A 23,192-nucleotide genomic window follows, 5' to 3' on the forward strand; every position below is an offset into this window, starting at 1 on the left:
TCGTGCTCCTCACGCGATCCAGGAACGCTGTCAGAAGAAATCGGGCGGGCCCGGCGTGTGCAGGGCGACCTCGTCGTCGGCGCCGAAGAACGCGGCGGCGTCCCAGTCGGGCACGAGCCGCAGCCCCTCGGCGGTCGTGCCGGCCGGGACGACCACGGTCGCACGAGCGCCCGCCACCGTGCCATGCGCCAGGGTCAGGCGTTCGGCCGGCACGGACTCGATCCGGTCGACGGCCATCGGCGCGCCCTGTCCCGGCTCGGCCCCGGCCACGCGCCAGGCCTCCGGCCGCACCCCGACCCGGACCGGCCCCGGCGCCAGCCGGTCGGCGAGGCCGGCCGGCAGCGGCCAGCTGACCTCGCCGGCGTGGACGGCGCGATCGGCGACGGTCGCGGGCAGCACCGTCAACGGCCGGCTGCCGAAGAACGAGGCGACGAACAGGTTCGCCGGCGAGTAGTACAGCTCGTCGAACGAGCCGACCTGGACGACCCGGCCGGCCCGCAGCAGCGCGATCCGGTCGCCCATGAAGACGGCTTCCTGCTGGTCGTGCGTCACGAACATGGTCGTGACGCCGTACCGCTTGAGCAGCTTCGCCATCTCCATGCGGGTGCTCTCGCGCAGTTTCGCGTCGAGGTTGACGATGGGCTCGTCCATCAGGAACAGCGTGGGGTCGCGGACGACGCAGCGGGCGATCGCGACCCGCTGCTGCTCGCCGCCGGAGAGGGTCGTCGTCTGCTGGCCGAGCAGCAACTCGAACCCGACGCCCATGATGTCGGCGATCTCCTTCGCCCGCGCCCGCGACTCCTCCTCGGTGCGGCGGTGGACGTCGAAGTAGTACTTGAGGTTCCCGGCGCCCTTCATGGTCGGGTAGAGGGCGTAGTCCTGGAACACCATGCCGATGCCGCGGGACTGCGGCGGCACGTCGGCGACGTCGTGCTCGTCGTAGTAGACGGTGCCGGAGTCGGCCGTCTCCAGACCGGCGACCAGCCGCAGGAGCGTGCTCTTGCCGCAGCCGGACGGCCCGACGACGCTGACCGTCTCGCCGTCGGCGATGTCGAGGCTGATGTGGTCCAGCGCCGGCGGCTCGTCCGCGGCGGTCCGCAGGCTGCCCTCACGCACGTACTGCTTGGTGACGTCAGCTATCCGAATGCGCATGTCATCGCCTACTTCAGTCCGCGGATCTTGATGCCGCGCAGCAGGTACTCGCGGCACACCAGGAAGGCGATGAAGATCGGGATCGACTGCAGGATGGCGAGCACCATCATCCCGTTCCAGGTCAGCCCGGAGTTGAGCAGGTCACCCATGCCCTCGGCCTGTGCGGCCGCTCCGCCGCCGGTCGAGCCGGCCGTCGACAGCCGCTCGATCAGCTGATAGGTCGCGACCGACATCGTCACCTTCTCCGGGCTCTGCAGCGTGACCAGTTGCCACAGGAAGTTGTCCCACACCGACCCGAAGCTCATGTAGGCCGTGACCGCGAACACCGGCACCGCCATCGGCATCACGATGCGGCGGAAGATGTTCAACTCCGATCCGCCGTCGACGCGGGCCGCGTTGATCACCGAGTTCGGGATCGTGTCGAAGAACCCCTTGAACAGCAGGAAGTTGAACGGCACGAAGATCGCCGGCAGGATCACCGCCCACGGTGTGTCCCACAGCCGCAGGGTGGGGAACTCGGTGTCGGTTCCGGGGATCATCGGCGCGTCCGGCATCGTGAACGGGAAGTTCAGCGTCAGCAGGTACATCGGCACCAGCGTCACGACGAACGGCACCATCATCGTCCCGATGAAGAACAGGAACGACACCCGCGCGCCGCGCCCGCTCTGCAGCTTGCTGTTGGCGTAGGCCGCCAGCGCCGTCACCGGCAGGCCGATGCCCACCGCGATCACCGTGATGAACGCCGAGTTGGCGAAGTAGACCCAGAACGGCTCCTTCACCAGCTGGACGATCTGGGACTCGTCGCCGATGCGCAGGACGAGCTTCCAGGCGTCGAACGTGATCGCGGACGGGATGAACGTCGGCGGGTTGCGGACCACCTCGGCGCCGGGCTTCAGCGACGTGCTGATGATGTAGTAGAAGGGCAGCAGGTGCAGCAGCACACCGATGCCGAGGAATCCGGCGATGGCGGCGCGGCTGTACCGGAGTTTCGGCTGTCGCATCCCCACCTTGGGCAGCAGGGCCGGCATCACAGATCACCCTTTCGCGTCACGAACTCGCGCAGACTCCGCCGCGGCGGAGCATCCGGATCCTCGCGGATCGCGAACCGCATGATGCCGACGATGAGCATGATGAGCACGAACAGCAGGATCGACAGCGCGGTCGCGTCGGCGTACCGCAGCTGGTTCAGGATGTCGTAGACATACATCACCGCCGTGCGGCTGGCTCCGCCCGGACCGCCGTTGGTCATGAGCTTCGGCCACTCGAACTGCTGCAGGTTCCCGATGACCGCGAACATCAGCATCATCAGGATCACCGGCCGCATGCGTGGCAGCGAGATCGTCCAGATCTTGCGCCAGAAGCCCGCGCCCTCGATCTCGGCCGCCTCGTAGTACGACGTCGGCACGCTCTGCAGCGTGGCCAGGTAGATGAGCCCCGGCCCGTACAGCACCAGGCCCGGGATGACCAGCCAGAACAGCACTTGGTCGCTGCTGTTGAGGAACGGCTGGCGATCGAACCCGAGACCCGTCGCGATCGACTGCAGCAACCCGTAGTCGGTGTTGTAGACGTAGCGCCACAGGATCGCGGTGCCCACCGAGCTCAGTGGCAGGAACCAGAGCAGCATCATCCAGCGCATGGTCCGGCGCGGCATCTCCATCAGCAGGATCGCGACGAAGATCGGCACGACGAACGTCAGCACGATCGACAGCACCGCGAAGATGATCGAGACCCGGAAAGCGTCGGCCACCAGCGGATCGTTGATCATCCGCTCGTAGCTCTCGAAGCCGGTGAACGTGACGTCGCCCCGCAGGCGTGCGTCGGTGAAACTCAGGACGAACGACGTCGCCAGCGGATACCAGCCCCACACCAGATTGAGGAGCAGGGCGGGCCCGAGGAAGATCCAGAGCCGGCGGCGTCGGCGTGAACGGCTCGACGTCGTCGGTTGCCGGGTGTCCGCCTCGGCCGCGGCGGCGTCGTCGTCGACGACGATGTCGGTGGTCATTCAGTGGTCACCTCAGCCGAGAGCGGGCCGGACGTGCTCCTCCAGCCACGGTTCGAACGTGTCCCGGTGGAACTCGGGGGCGTTCTCCTCCCAGTGCGTGGCGAGCGCGTCGTAGTACTCGCTCGCCCCGGCGGCGAAGTCGTCCCACGGCACACTGGAGGAGAAGCTGGCCGCCTGGTCGTTGCGCACGCTGCTGAGATTGTCCAGGTCGCCGGCGACATCGGGCTCGGAGGGCTCGTACCACCACTTCGTCATGGCGTCGTTCAGCGCCTCGTCGCCGGGGCCGGGGTTGGTCTCGACCGGGATGAACCAGAGCGGGTCGGGGCGCTGGGCCAGCTCGGCGATCTCGCCCACCGAGGCGGCGATCTTCTCGCCCCAGCCCTCCGCGAGCGATCCCGGCAGCCCCTCGATGACCTCGGTGAACACGGGGTATGCGCGGGCGCCCTGCCAGACCGAGCGCAGGTCCTGCGCCGCGTCGAACTGGGCCTTGCCGCGCGACACCTGACCGTCGGTGTTCATGTACATGTGCAGGCTGAACGCCGCGGTCAGCTCGTCCTTCCCGAGCTCGGGATCGAACGAGACGGCCTGGAGGATGTTCTCGCAGGAGCTCGGGCCGGCGTTGCCGTTCAGTCCCGCCGGGAGCGCCACGATGCCGGTGACGTCGTCGAGCGGCAGCCCGGCGCGGTCGGCCAGCGCGACCGGCCCGTCCTCGGCGTCCGGGCCCTGGAGGAGCATGTCGATCGAGTTGATGTGCATGGCGATCTCGCCGCGGTTGAACGCGTGCCGCGGCGCCCACGGGTCGTCACCGGTGCCGATGTCGGCCAGCGCCGACTCGTCCTCGAAGATCATGCCGCGGATGTTCGCGACCGCCTCAGCATGCGCCTCGGCCTGGAGGCCGTAGTCGTAGCGCCACCACCACGGTCCGTCCGGGTTGGGCAGCCGGCCGAGCACCTCAGCGCCCTCGGCCGTCTTGAACGCGTAGTTCATCGGCGAGGTGCGCAGCATGATGCCCTTGCGTCCGTCGGCGTTCAACGCCAGGGCCAGCGCCCGCAGGTCCGCCCACGTCCAGCCGAGTTCCGGCTGCGGCAGGCCGAGCTGGTCGACGAGGTCGCGCCGGTAGTGCACGACCTCGCCGATGCTGAACGTCAGCGGCGCTCCGTAGTACCGGCCGTCGACCCCCCAGTTGCGCTCCCAGACCATGCGCGCGGTGTCGGTCATGCGGCCGACGACGTCGAAGGACGCCACCAGGTCGGTGGTGTCGGCCGCCAGCTGCTGGGCGAAGGCCTGCTTGATGCCCTCGTTGTTCCAGCTGCCGATGACGTTGGCGTAGTAGATGGCCGGCGCGGTGCCGCCCGCGATCGCGGTGACCATCGCGTCCTTGTTCCAGACGTCGACGTTGGCGGCTTCGAGCTTCACGGCCGGGTTCTCGTCGAGCCAGGCCTGCAGGGTGTCCGCGTAGATCTTGTTCGAGGGGTCGTCGGCCTGTGCGGCCTCGTCGGGAACCGCCTTGTACGGACCGGCGTCGCTCACCAGGAGCGTGGCGTCGGCGAGTTCCGTCGGCAGCGGCTCGGGTTCGCCGCTGGGGTCGTCCTGGTCGGACGAACAGGCCGACAGGCTCACCAGGCCGGCACCGACGATGCCGACGCCCGCCGAAGCTCGCAGGAAGGACCGTCGCGTCAGGATGGGGCGTGCGCCTGATGCCCGGGGGATCCGGATGGTCATGGGTACTCCTTGCTCCTCGATGAGCCGTAGGAATGCTGCCGGGTCGGCTGAAACGTCTGCGGAGTGCGCCTCGATCGGACGAACCTGCCGAGCGGGCCAGGTGGGGTGTTTCCGGCTCGAGGCTTCCTTCAAGCCATAATTGAAGCCTCGACGTTTTGACGGTGTCAAGAGTTCGGTCAGGAGTCGGGGCGTCGTTTCCCCCTTGTTACATCTCTTCGTTCAAGGCATAGTCGAAGTCCGCGCGGTGACCACCTGTCACCCGGGAGAGGCGGTCGCACCCCTCTCCGGCAGGTCACATCCGATCGATGACGAACGGAAAGGGACTCCAGCCATGCGACTACGACTCGGCCTGGCCGCGACCACGCTCGCCGTCCTGGCCACCGCCGCCCTCGTGACCCCACCGTCATCCGCACAACCGGCGCCGGCCGCCGCTCAGGACAACCTCATCGTCAACGGCGACTTCGCCGCGGGCGTCGCACCGTGGACGGCCACCGGCGGAGTCGGGCTGGAGGTCACCGACGGCCGGCTGTGCGCGGCGATCCCCGGCGGCACGGCGTGGCCCGGCGACCTGACCGTCAACCAGGGCGGCCTCGCGCTGACCGCCGGCCAGACGTACACGCTGACGTTCACCGCGCAAGCCAGCCGGACGCTCTACACCCAGCCCGTGGTCCGCTCCACGACCGCCGGGTCCGCCGACTTCGCTCCCCGGATCCAGCTCACCGACACGGCCCAGACGTACTCGTTCGCCTTCACGGCCAACGCCACCGGCACCGCCGGATACGTCCGGTTCAACGCCGGCGGCCACGCCCAGCCGTGGACCCTGTGCCTGGACGACGTCTCGCTGACCAGCGGCGGCACGCCTCCGCCCGACGTCGGCCCGGGCTCCTTCCTGGACGAGTTCGACACCGGCGTCGACAACGTGTTCTGGTACACCCCCAACGGCTACAACAACGGCGCGCACCAGAACTGCCAGTTCAACGCCGCCAACGTCGCCGCCGCCGGTGGCGTCCTGACGCTGTCGCTCGACGACACCCCGTACGGCGACCGCGACTACTCGTGCGGCGCGATCCAGTCCAGTGAACGCTACGGGTACGGCACCTACGAGACCCGGATGCAGGCGGGCCGGGCCAGCGGCACCAACTCGTCGCTGTTCAGCTACATCGGCCCGTACAACGGCTACCCGCACGACGAGATCGACTTCGAGGTGCTCGGCAAGAGCCCGACCCACGTCGACCTCAACTCCTGGGTCAACGGCAGCAACCGCGGGCCATGGGTGAAGGACATCGGCTACGACAGCAGCACGCAGTGGGCCGACTTCGCCTGGATCTGGGAGCCGGACCGGCTGCGCTTCTACATCAACGGCGAGCTCGTCGAGGACGTCACGGATCCCGCGGACATCCCGTCCAACCGCCAGCAGGTCTTCACGATGATCTGGGGTTCGGACACCCTGACCGGCTGGATGGGCGAGTTCGTCTACCCGGGCGAGCCTGTCACCGCCGAGTACGAGTACGTCGCGTTCACCCGCGCCGGCGACGACTGCCAGTTCGCGAAGTCGGTCGCCTGCGACGTCGCCGTTCCGCCGGTCACGGACTCGTTCGTGGACGACTTCGACACGCTCGACACGTCGCGATGGGCCGTCTCGCACGGCTGGAACAACGGCACCGTCATGAACTGCACCTGGGATCGGGCGCAGGTCGTCGCCACCGGTGGCGCCCTCAACCTGTCGTTCGCGAAGAAGATCACCGGCGACCGCCAGTACGCGTGCGCCGAGGTCCAGCACCGGGACAAGCTGGGCTACGGCGTGTACGAGGCGCGTTTGAAGGGCGTCTCCGGGTCGGGGCTGATGTCGTCGTTCTTCACCTGGGTCGGCGCCGGCGCCTCGTCGCCGGAGGAAGCGATCGACGTCGCCAAGCTGCTGGGCAAGTACCCCCGCAAGGTCGAGGTCAACACCTGGATCGACAAGCAGCTGCTGACGACGGCGACGCGCACCCTGCCGGCGTCTCAGGAGTACGTCGACTACGCCGTGGACTGGTCGCCCACCAGGCTCGACTTCTACGTCGACGGCCGGCTCGTCCACTCGACCACCGATCCGGCCGAGATCCCCGACCGGGAGACGAACCTGTTCCTCAACATCTGGGGCAGCGAGACCAGCCCGCGGATGGGACGGTTCGCCGACCCCGGCGAGACGGTGACCTTCCAGGTCGACCGCGTCGCCTACACGGCACCCGGCGACGACTGCCAGTTCACCGGATCCGTCGCCTGCGACTGAGCAGCACCGAACACGACGACGCGAGAGGGCTTCGATGACCACCTGGGACCTGCTGTGGGCCGACGAGTTCGACCAGCCCGGCCGGCCGGATCCGTCCCGCTGGAGCTACGACGTCGGCGGCGACGGCTGGGGCAACGACGAGCTCCAGTTCTACACCGACGGCCGGCTGGAGAACGCGCGCGTCGAGCAGGGCCGGCTGGTCATCGAAGCCCGTCGCGAGGACTGGCACGACCGCTCGTTCACCTCCGCCCGGCTCGTCTCGCGCGGCAAGGGTGACTGGCGCTACGGCCGGATCGAGGTGGTGGCCAGGCTGCCGCGGGGACGCGGCACCTGGCCGGCCATCTGGATGCTGTCGTCGAACCCGGACCGGCGCTGGCCGCACGACGGCGAGATCGACATCATGGAGCACGTCGGCCACGACCCCGGCGTGATCCACGCGAGCATCCACACCGAGGCCTACAACCACCTCGCGAAGACCCAGCGCACCGCGGTCACCTCGGTGCCGGATGCGCGGGACGCCTTCCACACGTACTCCCTGGACTGGGATCGCGACACGATCTCCTGTGCGGTCGACGGCGTGAGCTACTTCAGCTTCGAGCGAGAGGCGGCCGCCGACGCCGCGCGGTGGCCGTTCGATCACGATTTCCACCTGATCCTGAACGTCGCCGTGGGTGGATTCTGGGGCGGTGAGCAGGGCGTGGACGACGCTGCGTTCCCGGCTCGCATGGAGGTGGACTCCGTGCGCGTCTTCGGGCGGCGGAGGACCTGACACGTTCTTGCCCACCGTTAGTTCATGGCTTAGATTATGAGCTGAATCAGCGATCGGGGGAGGAAAAAATGGCGCTCGGGTCGACAGTCAGAGACCTGCGCAGGCGCAACCGGGCCCTGGTTCTGCGGACCATCGTTCTGGCCGGCGAGACCACTCGGGCCGAGATCGCGACGACCTGCGGGCTGTCCACGGCGACGATCACCAACGTCGTCACCGAACTCATGTCCGACGGCCTGGTCCAGGAGGTCGGCTCGGTGCCGTCGAACGGCGGCCGGCCCATCGCCCGGCTGTCGACCCGCGCCGAGGGCGCCTACCTGATCGGCGCCGACGTCGGAGAGAACGGCGTCATGGTCGAGCTGTTCGACCTGTCGCTGTCGACCGTCGACCGGGTCTTCGTCGAGCTCCCCGCCACCGTGGCGTCGCCCGCCGACGTCGGCCGGTCGCTGACCGACGCCGTCGAGACGATCCTGGGCCGGCGCTCGGACGTCCGCGACCGGGTGATGGGCATGGGCCTCGGCGTGCCCGGCCTGGTCGAGCGGTCCGGCGAGCGCGCCACCATCTATGCCCAGAGCCTCGGCTGGGCGCCGACCGCCGTCGACGACCTCGTCACCATCTCGGACCTGCCGGTCCAGGCCGACAACGGCGCGAAGACGCTCACCATGGCCGAGCAGTGGTTCGGCGCGGCGCGCGGAGTCGACGACTGCGTCGTCGCGCTGGTCGGCCGCGGCATCGGCGCCGGCATCATCAGCGACGGCCAGTTGCTGCGTGGCCGGGCCAGCAGCGCCGGCGAGTTCGGCCACACCAAGATCTCCGTCGACGGACCCGAGTGCGCCTGCGGCGGACGCGGGTGCGTCGAGGCGTACGTCGGCGGCGGGAGCGTCGTGGCCCGCTGGCGCGCGACGGCCGACGCGTCCGGTGCCGGCCTCGACGACCTCAGCGACGAGGAGGCGTTCGCCCGGCTGCTCGAGGCCGCCGACGCCGGCACCTCGTCGGCTGCGGCGATCGTCGACGACGCGGTCGGCCGGCTCGGTATCGGCCTGGCCAACCTGGTGAACCTCACCAACCCCGAGAAGATCATCCTCGGCGGCTGGGCCGGCCTGCCGCTCCACGCCGCCCGGGGACCACAGCTCAGCGAGGCGATCCGCCGTCACTCGCTGGCCCGTCCGGGCGAGCAGTTCACTCTCGAGCCGGCCGCGATGGGCGGCGACGCCGTCGCGCTCGGGGCCGCACTCCTCTCGCTCGAGCAGCTCATCGAAGGACTCACTCCCCTGCCGAAGGTGCCCACGTGACCGTTCCGTCCCTGCCGCCCGTCCCGCACCCCTCGGACTCCGACCCCGCTCCGGACGACTCTCCCCGCCTCGACGTGTTCCCCGCGGATTTCTGCTGGGGCGCCGCCACCGCCGCCTACCAGATCGAGGGCGCGGCCGGCTACGACGGTCGCAAGCCGTCGATCTGGGACACGTTCTCCCACTCGCCCGACGCCACCCTCAACGGCGACACCGGAGACATCGCCTGCGACCACTACCACCGGTGGCACGACGACTTCGACGTGGCGAAGAGCCTCAACCTCAACGCCTACCGGTTCTCGGTGTCGTGGGCGCGGCTGCAGCCGACCGGCCGCGGGCCGCTGAACCCGCTGGCCGTGGCCCACTACCGTGCCCAGCTGGAGCGGCTTCGCGCGCTGGGCATCCGGCCGTTCGTCACGCTCTACCACTGGGACCTGCCGCAGGAGCTCGAGGACGCCGGCGGCTGGCCGGCCCGCGAGACCGTCGACCGGTTCGCCGAGTACGCGGCGCGAACGGCCGAGGCCCTCGGCGACCTCGCCACCGACTGGATCACCACCAACGAGTCGTGGTGCCAGGCGTTCCTCGGCTACGGCGAGGGCAAGCACGCGCCGGGTCGCCGCGACTGGCGAGCCGCCGTCGCCGCCGCCCACCACCTGAACGTCGCCCACGGTCTGGCCGTGCGGGCCATCCGGGCCGCCCGCGCGGACGCGAGCGTCGGCACGGCGCAGCTGATCGTCGACTTCGTTCCGGCGTCGTCGTCGCCCGCCGACGCAGCCGCGGCCCGGCGGTGGGACGCCTACCACAACCAGACCTTCCTCGGCCCGCTCCGCGGCGGCGGCTACCCGGCCGACGTGCTCGATCTCTACCGCGAGGACGGCCTGGCCGAGCTGATCCGCCCCGGCGACGACGCCGTCATGGCCGAGCCCATCGACTTCCTCGGCGTCAACCATTACCAGCAGGTGGTCGTCGCCCACGACGACGACGGCACCCCGCCGCTGCGTGCCCGGGACATCCCCGCCGAACCCGCGCTGACATCGCTCGGCTGGTCGGTCAAGCCGGAGTCGTTGCGCAACGTCCTGGTCCGGGTCGCGGGCGAGTTCCCCGACCTCCCGCTCTACGTCACCGAGAGCGGCGCGTCGTTCGACGACTACGTCGACCCGGACGGCAACGTGCTCGACCAGGAACGGGTCGACTACCTGCGGCGCTACCTCGCCGCCGCCGGCGACGCCATCAAGGACGGCGTCGACCTGCGCGGCTACTTCGCCTGGTCGCTGCTGGACAACTTCGAGTGGGCCGAGGGCTACCGCATGCGCTTCGGTCTCATCTACGTCGCCTACGACACCCAGGCCCGCATCCCCAAGGCCAGCGCTCTCTGGTATCGGGACCTGATCACCGACCACGCCGCGCTGCCGAGACCGGCATGACCACAGGCACGGCCGGCCCGCGCACCGGGCCGGCCACCTTCGACGGGTTCGTGCACGCCGACGGCGACCGGCTGGCCGACGGCGCGGGGCGGCGGCTGCAGTGGCGCGGCATGGGCCTGGGCAACTGGCTGCTGCCCGAGGGGTACATGTGGGTGCTGACCGACGGCCCGCAGTCACCGCGTGCCATCGAGTCCATGGTCAGCACCCTGGTGGGTCCGTCGCGGGCCACCGAGTTCTGGCGCCGGTTCCGCGACGTGTTCGTCGCCGAGGCCGACATCGCCCGCTTGGCCGCCGAGGGGTTCGACCACGTCCGGCTGGCGATCAACGCCCGGGTCGTCATGTCCGACGACGGCGCGCCGCTGGACGACGGCCTCGCGCTGGTCGACCGGCTGATCGACTGGTGCCGCGCCCACCGCCTGTGGGTCGTCCTCGACCTGCACGGCGCCCCCGGCGGGCAGACCGGCACGAACATCGACGACGCCCCCAACGGCCGCCCCGAGCTGTTCGAGGACGCGGGCCACCGCGAGCGCACGATCGAGCTGTGGACGATGCTCGCGCGCCGCTACCGCGACGAGACCGTCGTCGCCGGCTACGACCTGCTCAACGAGCCGATCCCGAACGACTACCAGCACCACTACGCCGACGACCTCGCGCGGCTCTACCGCGACCTCACCACGGCCATCCGTGCCGTGGACCCGAACCACCTCATCATCTACGAGGGCAGCCACTGGGCGACCAACTGGAGCATCTTCACCGAGGTCTGGGACCCCAACTCGATGCTGCAGTTCCACAAGTACTGGTCGCCGCCGGATCGGCCGAGCATCCAGCAGTACCTCGACGCACGCACCCGGCTCGGCCTGCCGATCTACATGGGTGAGGGCGGCGAGAACGGGCTGGACTGGTTCCAGACGATGTTCCAGCTGCTCGAGGATCACGAGATCGGCTGGAACTTCTGGCCGTGGAAGAAGATCGACACCGCGACGTCGCCCTGCTCGATCGACCCACCGCCCGGGTGGCCGGCCCTCACCGCGTGGGCCGCCGGACGGGCACCGCAGCCCGAGGCCGACGACGCGTGGAAGATCCTCGACGACCTGCTCGACCGCATGCGGCTGGAGCGCTGCACGTACCGGCCCGAGGTGGTCGGCGCGATGCTCCGTCGCGCTCCGCTGCACCTCCCGGCGACGGGTTTCGCGTTCGGCACCGCGGGGTCGTCGCGTCCCGACGACGCCCGGCCGTTCCCCGGGTTCCGCTCCGACGACGCCGTGACCATCCGCTTCTGCGGCGACGGCGATCCGGTCTGGACACACGACCCGAACCGCCGGTACGCCGACCAGTTCGAGGTCGTGCTGGACGCCGGCGACTGGGTGGAGTACGAGGTCTCGCTGGGCGGTCCCGCGGTGCTCGATGTCGAGGTGGAGCTGCGCGGCGACGCGATCCCGGACCTCGCCCTCGACGGCGTGGCGTTGGCGACGTCCGGCCGCACCGGCCGGTACCGCACACCGGCGCCGGTCACCGCTGGCACCCACCGCCTCCGGGTCACGGCCACGAGCGACGAGACCGCGCTCGTGGGGCTCGAGGTCACCTAGAGCGTGCAGCATCCAGGATCGGTGGTGTGATCACGCCACCGATCCTGGATGCTCGCGGTCGCACGGTCAGGCGGGCCTCAGTTCGCGTCGGCGCCGATGTTCGGCGGGTTCGGGATGGCGTTCTGGAAGTAGTCGACGCCTCCGTTGCCGGTGATGTTGACGCCCGCGTCCAGCGCCGGGGAGCCCGCCTGCAGCGTGTACGCCTGCGGGCAGGGTTGCGGACCGTCGCCGGCCGACGGCGTCCACGTGCAGGTGCCGCCGTTGCCGGGAGAGGAGAACAGCGGGTTGCCGCCGACCGCCCCGGTCTCGCGGCCGGACGCCTGCCACGCGGCGAGACCGCTGTACGTCGTGCCGCCCCAACGCCAGGACGGCGTGTTGGTCGCGTAGTACAGGTTGTTCGACAGCGTCATGCCCGTCTGACCGTTCGGGTTGTAGAAGAACTGTCCCGACCGGCCGTACTGGTCCCGGTTGGCCATGTGGCAGATGTTGTTCCTGATCTGCGATCCGCTGCCCCACGTTCCCGAGGCGTAGCCGATGTTGAAGCACGCGCTCGCGGTGGAGTCACCGGTCTGGGCGACGTTGGTGAAGAACGTGTTGCCGTAGATGGACAGCGCGTTCGCCGGCGCCCTGGGCACGATGTCCATCAGGCCGCCCTGCGCCTTGATGTTGTCGTCGTTCTCGGAGATGTTGTAGCGGAACGTGTTCGGTCCCCACGTCACGCCGTTGACGTTGTCGGTGTACGCGAGCAGGCCACTGCCGGCATTGTCGTGCGTGTAGTTGTACTCCACGACGGAGTTCTTCACGCCGCCGTCGAGGTCGATGCCGTCCCAGTCGCAGCCGGCCGTATGGCTCGGATAGGGCTCGACCCGGTACACCTCGTTGTGGCGTACCGTGACGTTGCTCGACGTGTAGGCCAGGATGCCGCTCGTGCCGCCGCACGACGTCACGTTGGCGCCGATGTCGCGGACCTTGTTGTGCTGGATGACGGCTCCGTTCCAGCCGTTCGCGGTGATGGCTCCGCCCACCGTCGCCGGGCGCATGCCGAGGTTCTCGACGACGTTGCCCTCGACCAGCACGTTGGTGATGTTCTGCCCGTAGCCCCAGCCGTCGATGCCAGGTCCGTCGGCCGCCGTCTTGGAGACGCCGTAGAACCGGTTGTTCAGGATCTTGATGTCGTTCATCGGCCCGTTGTTGCCGTTGACCGCATAGCCGATGATCCCGATGGCGCCGCCCAGGGTCGTGGCGCTTCCGGCCGGCCTGGTGAAGCCGGTGATCTGCGAGTTCTGAATCGTGATGGACTGCGTCGGCGACGTCGACTCCTGGTTCTGGAGCAGAATGCCCAGGGCCGTCGCGCTGCTTCTGGAGATGAGGAAGTTGTCCAGGACGAATCCGTGGACGTTGTCCACCGAGATGGCGGCCGAGTAGTCACCGACGCACCAGGACTGGATCTGCGCCCGCCCGGTGCCGTACGTGGACACCCGGAACGGCGTCGACGCCGACGAGTTCGGCACGTTGTCCGAATCGAACACCAGGCAGCCGGAGAAGGACTTGCCGCCCTCGAAGTAGAGGGTGCTCCCCTGCGGAAAGGTGAAGCCGTTGACCTTGCTGAGCGTGGCCCAGGCCTCGCTGGGCGACAGGCCGCTGTTGCTGTCGTTGCCGTTCGGCGACACGTAGTAGATCGGTGCCGCCGCCTGGGCCGGACCGACTCCGGCGAGTGACGACGCGGCCACCACCAGCGCCACCGCGATCGTGGACAGGACTCTGGATCTCATGGCTCTTCCCACCTTTCTCGTCTAGCCCGCGTCGGCGCCGATGTTCGGCGGGTTCGGGATCGGGTCCTGGAAGTAGTCGAGACCGCCGTTGCCGGCGATGTTCGCGCCCTTGCCGAGCGCCGGCGAGCCGGGCTGCAGGCGATACGCCGACGGGCACGGTTGCGGTCCGACACCGGTCGCCGGGTTCCACGTGCACGTGCCGCCGTTGCCGGCCGAGGCGAACAGCGGGTCGCCCCACACCGGCGCGGTCTCGAGCCCGGCCGCTTGCCAGGCCGCGAACGAGCTGTGCGTCGTGCCGCCCCAGCGCCATGTCGGCGCCCCGTTCGTGTAGTAGAGGTTGTTCGAGATCGGCATCCCGGTCTGACCGTTGGGGTTGTAGTAGAACTGCCCGGGCCGGCCGTACTGGTCCCGGTTGGCGACATGGCAGATGTTGTTCCTGATCTGCGATCCGCTCGCCCATGCCCCGCCGCTGTAGCCGAAGAAGAAGCAGGCACTGGCCGTGCTCTTCGACCGCTGGTCGACATCGGTGAAGAAGGTGTTGCCGTAGATGGACAACGCGCCCGTCGGAGCCCGCGGCACGACGCCCATCAGGCCGCCCTGCGCCTTGATGTTGTCGTCGTTCTCGGAGACGTTGTAGCGGAACGTGTTCGGTCCCCACGGCTTCCCGCCGGGGCTGTCGACGTAGGCGAGCAGACCGTTGCCGGCGTTGTCGTGGGTGTAGTTGTACTCCACGACGGAGTTGTCGACGCCGCCGTCGAGATCGATGCCGTCCCAGTCGCAGCCGCTGACGTAGCTCGGGTAGGGCTCGACGTTGTAGACCTCGTTGTAGCGGATGGTGACGTGGCTCGAGGTGTACGCGAGGATCCCGCTCGTGCCGCCGCAGGACGTCACGTTGGCGCCGATGTCATACACCTTGTTGTGCTGGATGACGGCCCCGTTCCAGCCGTTCGCGGTGATGGCGCCACCCACCGTGTTGGGGCGCATGCCGAGGTTGTAGACGGTGTTCCCGTCGACCAGCACGTCGGTGATGTTCTGTCCGTAGCCCCAGCCGTTGATGGCGGGCCCGTCGGGCGCGGTCTTGGAGGCGCCGTAGAGCCGGTTGTCGAGAATCTGGATGTCGTTCATCGGCCCGTTGTTGCTGTTCACCGCGAACCCGATGATCTGGATCGCTCCGCCGAGGCTGCTGGAACTCCCGGCGGGCGTCGTGAATCCGGTGATCTGTGAGTTCTGGATGACGATCGACTGCGTCGGGGTCGACGACTCCTGGTTCTGGAGCAGGACGCCCGCCGCGGTCGTGCCGCCGTTGACGAGCCTGAGGTTGTTCAGGCGGAACCCGCTCACGTTGTCCGCGGTGACGGCCGCCGAATAGTCGCCTGTGCAGTCGGACCGGATGGTGGCCTGACCGGTGCCGTACGAGTACACCCGGAACGGCGTCGACGCCGACGAGTTCGGCACGTTGCCCGAGTCGAACACCAGGCACCCGGTGAACGTCTGGCCGCCCTCGAAATAGACGAGACTCCCCTGGGGAAAGGTGAAGTCGTTGACCTTGCCGATGGTCCGCCAGGCCTGGCTGGGCGACAGGCCGCTGTTGCTGTCGTTGCCGTTGGGCGACACGTAATACGTCCCCTCGGCGGCCCCGGCCGGGGCGACACCGCCTGACAACGACGCGGCCACCGCCAGCGCTGCCGCGATCACGGACAGAATCCTGGATCTCATGCCTCTACCACCTCTTCGCCGGTGAATCGGTTGGACGCACGGAGTCGATCGGGGGCACGGCCGCAGGCCATTCGGAACGGCCGCGCGCGGCAGGTGCTCGCACTTCTCTCTCAGCCGAGACTCGACTTAAGTCGAGTCTTAAAAGAAGGGGTGCAACAAGACGTTACTGGTATGTCACGTTCGCGTCAAGATCTGCGAAAAGTCGCACTACGGCTGCCGGCCGTGACGGGACGCGGGACGCGACCCGTCCTCCGGCGACCCTCAACGCACCGCGGTCCAGCGCGGCGGGCACCCTCGTCTCGGCGCCACCCGGCCCGCGGGCCTGCCCACGCCACGGGGTCTTCGCGCCCCTGCGGAGGTCAGTTGCCGGACACGGTGACGTTCCGGTCGTGACCAGCGTCGATGCGGCGACGCAGCTGGTCGGCGTCGGGCCGTTCGAGTATGTCGTAGGCCTCGATGGCGCGGGTGCCAGTAGCCAGCGGAAGCCCGGCCCAGACAGGCCCGAGAGCTCATCGCCCGAGCCGGTACTCACCCAGGGTGGCCACCAGCGCTCTCGGCCGGCCTCCCCTCACCTTGACCCGGCGGCCGGCCCGGGTCCACTCTCACGCCGGCCCCGCCGGGACCCAGGCGCCGGCGAAGCGGTGCGTGCCCGGGCCGACCGTGTGAGCCGGCTGCGCGGCCAACGGCAGGTCCAGGTGTGCCGTCACACCGGCGGGGACGTCGAGCTCCACCTCGAACCTCTCGCCGTCGAGGCGCCAGGAGACGGCGATGGGCCCGTAAGGGCTGAGGTGCCGGGCCGCCGCCCGCTGGAGCTGGCCGGTGACGAGCGGTCGGACGGAGACCTCGCGGTAGCCGGGCGCCGCCGGCGCGAGCCCGGCCACACAGCGATGCAGCCAGTCGGCGACCGCGCCGTAGGCGTAATGGTTGAACGACGTCATCTCGCCGGGGTTGATCGAGCCGTCCGGGAGCATGGAGTCCCAGCGTTCCCAGATCGTCGTCGCGCCCATGCCGACGGCGTACAGCCAGGACGGCGCGGTGCGGGTGAGCACCATCGAGTGGGCGAGGTCCGGATGCCCGGCGCGGCACAGTGCGTCCAGCACCAGCGGTGTGCCGAGGAAACCGGTGCTGACGTGGAAGTCCGCCGCCCGCACGAGCTCGGCCAGCCGACGGCCGGCGCCGGCCCGCTGGACGGGGGTCTCCAGCAGGTCCCACACGATGGCCAGCGCATAGACGGTCTGGCAGTCGCTCTGCACGGTGCCGTCGGCGGCGACATAGGCCTCGTCGAAGGCGCGGACGACGTCGGACGACAGGCGCCGGTAGTGCTCGGCGTCGTCCGCGCGGCCGAGGACGGCGGCCGCCCGCGCCAGCAGGTGAGAGCTACGGGCGAGGTACGCCGTGGCGACCACGGCCGGGTCGGCCTTCGCCGCGGCCGCGTCGTCCGGCGGCGCGTCGGGGTCGAGCCAGTCGCCGAACTGGAAGCCGGTGTCCCAGAGCAGCGAGTCGCCGGCCAGCGAGCGGGCCTTGTCGACCCAGGCGCGCATCGAGTCGTACTGGCGCTCCAGCACGCCGGTGTCGCCGTAGCGCTCGTACAGCGTCCACGGCACGTGGACGGCGGCGTCGGCCCAGCCGGCCGGGGGCGAGTGAGGAGCGTCGCCCGGTCGCGGGCCGCCGATGTGCTCGTACACGACGTCGGGCACGACGAAGGGCACACCGCCGTCGGGACGCTGCTCGGCCGCGAGGTCACCCAGCCACGAGCCGAGGAAGCCGCCGACGTCGAACAGGAAGCTGGCGGTCGGGGCGAACACCTGGATGTCGCCGGTCCACCCGAGCCGCTCGTCGCGCTGCGGACAGTCGGTCGGGACGTCGAGGAAGTTGCCCCGCATGCCCCACACGACGTTCTCGTGCAGCCGGTCGAGATCGGGCTCGGAACACTCGAACCACCCGGTGCGACGCAGGTCGGAACTGACGACGACGGCCTCGGCGTCGGACGCCTGGACGTCGGCGCCGGTGACCTCGGCGTAGCGGAAGCCGTGGAAGGTGTAGCGGGGCTCGAGCACCTGCGGGCCGCCGGCCAGGACGTAGGTGTCGGTGGCCTTGGCCTCGCGCAGCGGACGGACGCCGAGCTCACCGTCCTCGAGCACCTCGGCATGCCGGATCGTCACCTCCTGGCCGGGCTGCCCGGACACCCGCAGGCGCACCCAGCCGACGACGTTCTGGCCGAAGTCGACGAGCTGGGCGCCGGACGGAGACGCGGTGACCGAGCGGGCCGGTACCGTCGCCACCGCACGCACCGGTGGACCCAGAGGCGCGACCAGGCGGGCGGCGTCGGTCTCGAGGACGTCGACGGCGCCGTCGGCCGCGGCGTCCGGGACGAGCGGCACCCGAAGGTCGGTGCGCTGCCCGTCGTAGAGGTCGTCGGCCAGGATCCCCGTGCCGCCGGCCCGCCACCGGTCATCGGTGACCACCGTCTCGCTGCGGCCGTCGGCGTAGGTGATCTCCAGCTGGGCGAGCAGTGCCAGCCGGTCGCCGTAGTGGTCGCGGCGCAGGTTCCAGGTCAGTCGCCCGCGGTACCAGCCGTTGCCCAGGCCGACGGCGAGCCGCGTCCGCCCGCCGTCCCGCAGGTGCTCCGTCACGTCGAAGGTCTGGTAGCGCAGCCGGGAGTGGTAGGCCGTCCAGCCCGGGGCGAGCAGGTGGTCGCCGACCCGGCGGCCGCCGATCCACGCGTCGTACACGCCGTGGGCGGTGACGTAGAGGCGCGCCGACGCCACCGGCCCGGTGAGGTCGAGGTCGCGGACCAGCGCGACGGCGCCGTCGTCGAGCCCGCCGAGGTCGCGGGGACTGATGAACCGTGCCGTGACGTCCTCGGGCCGCAGCAGCCCGGCCTCGACGACCAACGGCGCGCTCCAGTCACTCCACTCACCGCCGGCCTCGGCCCGCACCTCGACCTCGACCCGCTCCCGTGAGCGCAGCTCCGCGAACGGCCACGGCTCGAAGACCTGTCCCGCGCCGGCCACCCGCGCGGTGCGGAGGTCGCCCGCCGCGGTCCGCAGCCGCACCTCGTAGGCGGTCTGCTCCGCCCCGCCGGAACGGGTCCAGGACAGCCGGGGCGCGGCCACGCCGATCCCCGGCGACTGCGCGTCGTACTCGGCGACGACCCTCTCGATGTGCACGAATGACCCTCCTCAGACGGACCGGAACGGGATACCCAGCAGGTCGGCCGCGGCGCGGTAGTCGCCCGCCCGGTGCCCGACCGACAGCGACCAGTGGTGCCCGACACCGGTCGCGGACCAGGCGTCGACCCACTCGCCCGGGTCGCCGTCCTCGCGGTGCGGCCGCCGGAGGAGACCGGGAAGCTGCGGCCAGTACAGATCGAGGCCGCCCACCACGAAACCGATCCGGGCAGTGCGGCACTGCTTTCTCGGCGGCAGGTCGTTCAGGGCGACGGTCATGGCGATCCCCCGGATCGGATTGGAACGATTTAAAGCGTAGGTGGCGACGTGGTCGCCACTGTCGAAGACGCGCCGGTCGGCCGGCCGGCACGCTGTCGCGAACCACCCGTGGAGTGCAGTACCGGCTGCGCGGGCGCGGGGTGCTCGGCACGCGCGACGGCGTGGCCGTCTGGACGCGCCCTAACCGCCCGGCAGCAGCGTCTCGAAGCCGGCGATCAGCGCCGTCAGGGTGAACTCCAGCCGCGACTCCATCGTCACCGGGCCGCCGGCGAGCGCTTCGGCGAGGACCGGCAGGTCGTCGCCGGCGAGGTCGGCGACGTCCGCGGGCTGCTGGTTCTGCTCGCCGGCGTAGGCGAGGTGCTGGCCGACGACGGCACCGGCGACCGCGTAGACCAGGTGCAGCGCCGTCCGCGGGGCGAACCCGGCGTCGCGGAGGACGCGGAGCAGGTGCTCGAGGATGGCGAGCGTCCGCGGCGTGATGGCGGTCCGCGACGCGAACAGCGGCACGGCGCCCGGATGTTTCGCGAGACCGCGGTGCAGCTCGTCGGCGTGACCGGCGACGACCTGCTGCCACGAGGCCGGCGGCGGCGGTGGTGGCGAGAGCGACTCGGCCAGCACGTACTCGACGATGGCGTCCTCGAGGCCCTGCTTGTTCTGGACGTGGTGGTAGAGCGTCATCGCCTCGACGTCGAGCTCGCGGGCCAGTTTGCGCATCGACAACGCCGCGGCGCCGTCACGGTCGGCCAGGTGGACGGCGGCCTGGAGCACCTGGTCTCGGGTCAGACCCGCGTGCTTGCCCTGCACTCGCGACCGGCCCACGGCTGCCCTCCTTGACCTCACTTACGGCGTAAGACTAGCATCGTCAGCGAGTCATACACCGTAAGAGATGGGAGGCATCGTCATGGCGGTGCAGAACGGGCTGCGCACGAGCCGCTGGCAGAGCACGGTGCGGGCGCTGCGGTTCGGGGTCGGCCTGCAGGTCGTGTGCCTGCTGCTCCCCCTGCTCGACCTGTGGGTCTTCGGCTCGGTCGAACGGCACGTCGAGGCCGCCTACCCGGAGTGGGACGCCGGCGAGGTCGCGATGGACCGCAACGCGATCGTCATCGGACTGCTGATCGTCGGCGTGCTCGGGCTGGCCGGCTGGCTGCTCTCGCTCTGGGCGGCGAAGCGGGACCGCGGCGTGCGCGCCACCGTCACGACGCTGTTCGTGCTGGGCATGAGCGCACTGGGCGCCGTCGCCGGCGCCGGCGGTGACCCCTACAACCAGTACGTCCCGTGGTGGCTGGGCAGCACCATCCTGGTCCTCCTCGCCCTGCCCGGCAGCGCCGCCGTCCTGGCCGCCTGGTTCCGCGACCGCGGCGTTCGCTAACGTCACGGATCGTGCCGCTGCCCTATGACGACTGGTTCGGTCCGGACGCCTTCGACGCGACCTACGGCTACGACCTCGACGCTCTGCTGACGGTGGACGCGCCGGACGAGCCGCCCGGGTTCGCCGAGTTCTGGACGTCGCTGTACGAGCGGGCGCTGGCGGTCGACACCGCGCCGGTCGTCCGCCCGGCTTCCCCGCCGGGCTGGCACGACGTGGAGTTCACCTCGCTGGACGGGGTGCGGCTGGGCGGCTGGCTGTGGCTGCCGCCGGACGACGTGGAGCGCGCCGTCGTCGTCGGGCACGGGTACGGCGGCCGCGATCAGCCCGACCCCGGCTTCGAGCTGCCCGGCACCGCGGTCCTGCTCGCCGCGTCGCGCGGGCTGCCGACCCGCGGACTGGTCCCGGGTGTCCCGGCGGTCTCCGCCGAGCACGTGCTGCACGGCATCGAGTCGGCCGCGACCTACGTGCACGGCGGCTGTGCCGCCGACGTCTGGTGCGCGGCGTCGGCGCTGCTGGCGCTGCTGCCCGAGCCGCCGGACCGGGTCGGCTACGCCGGTGCCAGCTTCGGCGGCGGCATCGGCGCGCTGGCGCTGCCCTGGGACGACCGGTTCGACCGCGGCGCGCTGACGGTGCCCAGCTTCGGCAACCACGACCTTCGCCTCACGATGCCGTGCACCGGCAGCGGCGAGGCGGTCCGGCTCCACGTCGAGCGGCATCCGCAGGTGCGTGAGGTGCTGCGCTTCTTCGACGCCGCGACGGCGGCCCGGCGGCTGCGCATCCCGATGCTCGTGGCGCCGGCGCTGTGGGATTCCGCCGTACCGCCGCCCGGCCAGTTCGCCGTCCACAACGCGATCCCGGGCCACAAGGAACTGCTCGTCCTCGCCGCCGGCCACACCGAGTACCCGGACCAGGCGGCCGACGACGAGCGCCGCGCCGCCGCGCTGCGCTCGTTCCTGCTCAAATGACGTCGAGCGCCCAGGGCGCGCAGTCGCGGGGTGGCCTTGGCGCCGTGCGGTGAGCCGGGCACCCGCAGCACGACCCACCGAGCGGCCAGCTCGGGTCCGGGCCGCCACAGCGGCGCGTAGCTGCTGGAGCGCACCTCGACGTTGCGGGCCACCTCGGCCGCCGCACCGGCCGCGGCCCCGGACCAGCCGGGCCTGCGTCTCCGACGGAGGCAGCACGATCAGCACGTCACCAGCGTAGGGGCGTGTTCGCCGATCGTTCGCTCACCGGCCACGCGGGCGGCAAGGTTGCGGGAGCAGGCTCCCGGTCATGCGCCGAACCGCCGCCCTCGCCGCCGCCGTCCCGCTCGCCCTCACGCTCGCGCTGCCGGCCGCCGGCGCGCCGAGGACCCCGCCGCCCGCCGTCGTGACCACCGACAACGAGACGCCGGTGCTGTACGACGACGAGGCGGGCGGCAACGCGTCGGGCGACGACCCGGCGATCTGGGTGCACCCGGGCGACTCCCGCCGCTCGATCGTCGTCGTGACGGCGAAGGAGGGCGGCCTGCGCGTCTACGACCTCGACTCGCGCGAGCTGCAGTCGCTGCCGGCGACGCCCGCACCGCGCGCCGACGGCGTCGGCGGGAGGTACAACAACGTCGACATCGCCTACGGGATCCGCGTCGGCGACCGCACGGCCGACGTCGCCGTGGTGTCGGACCGGTACAACGACCAGCTGCGGTTCTTCGCCGTCGACCCGGCCGGCTCGCGCGCCACGACACCGCTGCGCGAGATCACCGCGCCGGAGCAGGAGTTCCTCTTCAGCCCGGACCGCGAGACGGTCGACGAGGAGCAGACGGCGTACGGCGTCGCCGTGTGGCAGCCCGGCCCGGCCGGCACCTACGCCGTCGTGACCCAGGAGGGCAGGACGACGATCGCGACGGCGCGGATCACCCCGCGCCGCGACGGCACGGTCGCCTACACCGACGTCGAGCGGCTGGCGCTGCCGGACCGTTTCCCGCTCCCCGGCGGCGGCACCTGGGTGCCGTGCGAGGAGCCCGGCGTCGGCCCGCAACTCGAGGGCGTCGCCGTCGACCAGCGCACCGACGTGCTGTACGCGACGCAGGAGGACGTCGGCCTGTGGCGGATCCCGCTGCCGCTCGGCTCCGGCGAGCCGCGGCTGATCGACACCGTCGCCGACTTCGGCGTCCACGACGTGTACGACGAGGAGACCGAGGAGTGCGTCCCGGCCGACCCGGACCAGCCCGGGCTCGGCGGGCCGAACCTGGTCGCCGACGCCGAGGGCGTCGACGTCTACTACGGGCGCGGCCGGGCCGGCTACGTCATCGTCTCCAGCCAGGGCGACGACCGGTTCGCCGTCTACTCGACGACGGGCCGCAACCGCCCGCTCGGCACCTTCCGGGTCGAGGGCGACGGCGTCGACGACGTCAACGGCTCGGACGGACTCGCGGTCACCAACCGTGTCGTCGGCGACTACCGCGAGGGCCTGCTGGTCACCCACGACGAGCCCGAGACCGGCCCGGACGTCGACCCGGAGCGCGACGCCACCAACTTCTCCTACGTCGATTGGGGCCAGGTCGCCGACGCGCTCGGCCTGCAGGTCAGCACGCGCGCGGGCGATGACCCGCGGCTGCGCTGACAGGGGTTCCGAGCGCGCCCGAGGTGGGGCTGGCCCGAACGTGAGGCCTCGGGACTGCGCCAGTGCACCGGCCGG

General features: G+C 70.6%; 17 protein-coding genes. 8 read left to right on the forward strand and 9 right to left on the reverse strand.

Annotation, left to right across the window (positions count from 1 at the left end; genetic code table 11):
- Window positions 1-30: 30 nt before the first annotated feature.
- From DZA62_RS25005 to DZA62_RS25020, 4 genes are read right to left on the reverse strand one after another with little or no spacing between them, the layout of a single operon-like run.
- The gene (locus tag DZA62_RS25005) at window positions 31-1,152 is read right to left on the reverse strand and encodes an ABC transporter ATP-binding protein (protein WP_116951660.1); all 1,122 of its coding nucleotides are present in this window, start codon (window positions 1,150-1,152) and stop codon (window positions 31-33) included.
- Window positions 1,153-1,160: 8 nt separating this feature from the next.
- Window positions 1,161-2,180: a carbohydrate ABC transporter permease gene (locus DZA62_RS25010; RefSeq protein WP_116951661.1), complete on the reverse strand. Its 1,020-nt coding sequence runs from the start codon at window positions 2,178-2,180 to the stop codon at window positions 1,161-1,163.
- Window positions 2,180-3,154, reverse strand: coding sequence for a carbohydrate ABC transporter permease (locus tag DZA62_RS25015; protein WP_116951662.1), 975 nt, complete (start codon window positions 3,152-3,154; stop codon window positions 2,180-2,182). The genes DZA62_RS25010 and DZA62_RS25015 overlap by 1 nt, the downstream gene beginning before the upstream one ends.
- Window positions 3,155-3,166: 12 nt before the next feature.
- Window positions 3,167-4,876: an extracellular solute-binding protein gene (locus DZA62_RS25020; protein WP_116951663.1), complete on the reverse strand. Its 1,710-nt coding sequence runs from the start codon at window positions 4,874-4,876 to the stop codon at window positions 3,167-3,169.
- A 331-nt stretch (window positions 4,877-5,207) separates the two neighbouring features.
- Between DZA62_RS25020 and DZA62_RS25025 the strand changes: the two genes are divergently transcribed.
- The 5 genes from DZA62_RS25025 (at window position 5,208) to DZA62_RS25045 (ending at window position 12,210) form a co-directional block, all read left to right on the forward strand.
- Window positions 5,208-7,145 carry a family 16 glycosylhydrolase gene (locus tag DZA62_RS25025; RefSeq protein WP_116951664.1) on the forward strand — a complete coding sequence of 646 codons (1,938 nt, stop codon included), beginning with the start codon at window positions 5,208-5,210 and terminating at the stop codon, window positions 7,143-7,145.
- 34 nt (window positions 7,146-7,179) lie between these two features.
- Window positions 7,180-7,914 (forward strand): glycoside hydrolase family 16 protein, encoded by a 735-nt coding sequence (locus DZA62_RS25030; RefSeq protein WP_116951665.1) that lies wholly within the window; start codon window positions 7,180-7,182, stop codon window positions 7,912-7,914.
- A gap of 68 nt (window positions 7,915-7,982) precedes the next feature.
- Window positions 7,983-9,203, forward strand: a complete 1,221-nt coding sequence (locus DZA62_RS25035) for an ROK family transcriptional regulator (protein WP_116951666.1) — start codon at window positions 7,983-7,985, stop codon at window positions 9,201-9,203.
- Entirely contained in the window at window positions 9,200-10,624 is a 1,425-nt protein-coding gene (locus DZA62_RS25040; protein ID WP_232827599.1) for a GH1 family beta-glucosidase, read from the forward strand. The genes DZA62_RS25035 and DZA62_RS25040 overlap by 4 nt, the downstream gene beginning before the upstream one ends.
- Entirely contained in the window at window positions 10,621-12,210 is a 1,590-nt protein-coding gene (locus DZA62_RS25045; protein ID WP_116951667.1) for a glycoside hydrolase family 5 protein, read from the forward strand. The genes DZA62_RS25040 and DZA62_RS25045 overlap by 4 nt, the downstream gene beginning before the upstream one ends.
- Before the next feature lie 77 nt (window positions 12,211-12,287).
- Here DZA62_RS25045 and DZA62_RS25050 read toward each other — a convergent pair whose 3' ends face one another.
- From DZA62_RS25050 to DZA62_RS25070, 5 genes are all read right to left on the reverse strand, one after another.
- Window positions 12,288-13,982 (reverse strand): right-handed parallel beta-helix repeat-containing protein, encoded by a 1,695-nt coding sequence (locus DZA62_RS25050; RefSeq protein WP_116951668.1) that lies wholly within the window; start codon window positions 13,980-13,982, stop codon window positions 12,288-12,290.
- 21 nt (window positions 13,983-14,003) lie between these two features.
- Complete coding sequence (locus DZA62_RS25055; protein ID WP_116951669.1) at window positions 14,004-15,698, reverse strand: right-handed parallel beta-helix repeat-containing protein; 1,695 nt, start codon at window positions 15,696-15,698, stop codon at window positions 14,004-14,006.
- Between the two features lie 602 nt (window positions 15,699-16,300).
- Complete coding sequence (locus DZA62_RS25060) at window positions 16,301-18,868, reverse strand: alpha-L-rhamnosidase (protein ID WP_116951670.1); 2,568 nt, start codon at window positions 18,866-18,868, stop codon at window positions 16,301-16,303.
- A 12-nt stretch (window positions 18,869-18,880) separates the two neighbouring features.
- On the reverse strand, window positions 18,881-19,147 hold the full coding sequence (locus tag DZA62_RS25065) for a hypothetical protein (RefSeq protein ID WP_116951671.1): 267 nt from the start codon (window positions 19,145-19,147) through the stop codon (window positions 18,881-18,883).
- Between the two features lie 180 nt (window positions 19,148-19,327).
- Complete coding sequence (locus tag DZA62_RS25070; protein WP_116951672.1) at window positions 19,328-19,966, reverse strand: TetR/AcrR family transcriptional regulator C-terminal domain-containing protein; 639 nt, start codon at window positions 19,964-19,966, stop codon at window positions 19,328-19,330.
- A gap of 67 nt (window positions 19,967-20,033) precedes the next feature.
- Between DZA62_RS25070 and DZA62_RS25075 the strand changes: the two genes are divergently transcribed.
- The 3 genes from DZA62_RS25075 to DZA62_RS25085 all read left to right on the forward strand — a co-directional run bounded on the left by DZA62_RS25075 (window position 20,034) and on the right by DZA62_RS25085 (window position 23,117).
- Complete coding sequence (locus DZA62_RS25075) at window positions 20,034-20,516, forward strand: hypothetical protein (protein ID WP_198664155.1); 483 nt, start codon at window positions 20,034-20,036, stop codon at window positions 20,514-20,516.
- An 11-nt stretch (window positions 20,517-20,527) separates the two neighbouring features.
- On the forward strand, window positions 20,528-21,481 hold the full coding sequence (locus tag DZA62_RS25080) for an acetylxylan esterase (protein ID WP_198664156.1): 954 nt from the start codon (window positions 20,528-20,530) through the stop codon (window positions 21,479-21,481).
- Window positions 21,482-21,788: 307 nt separating this feature from the next.
- Window positions 21,789-23,117, forward strand: a complete 1,329-nt coding sequence (locus DZA62_RS25085) for a phytase (protein WP_116951673.1) — start codon at window positions 21,789-21,791, stop codon at window positions 23,115-23,117.
- Window positions 23,118-23,192 lie beyond the last annotated feature (75 nt).

Source organism: Jiangella endophytica, assembly GCF_003427025.1.
GTDB classification, from domain to species: domain Bacteria; phylum Actinomycetota; class Actinomycetes; order Jiangellales; family Jiangellaceae; genus Jiangella; species Jiangella endophytica.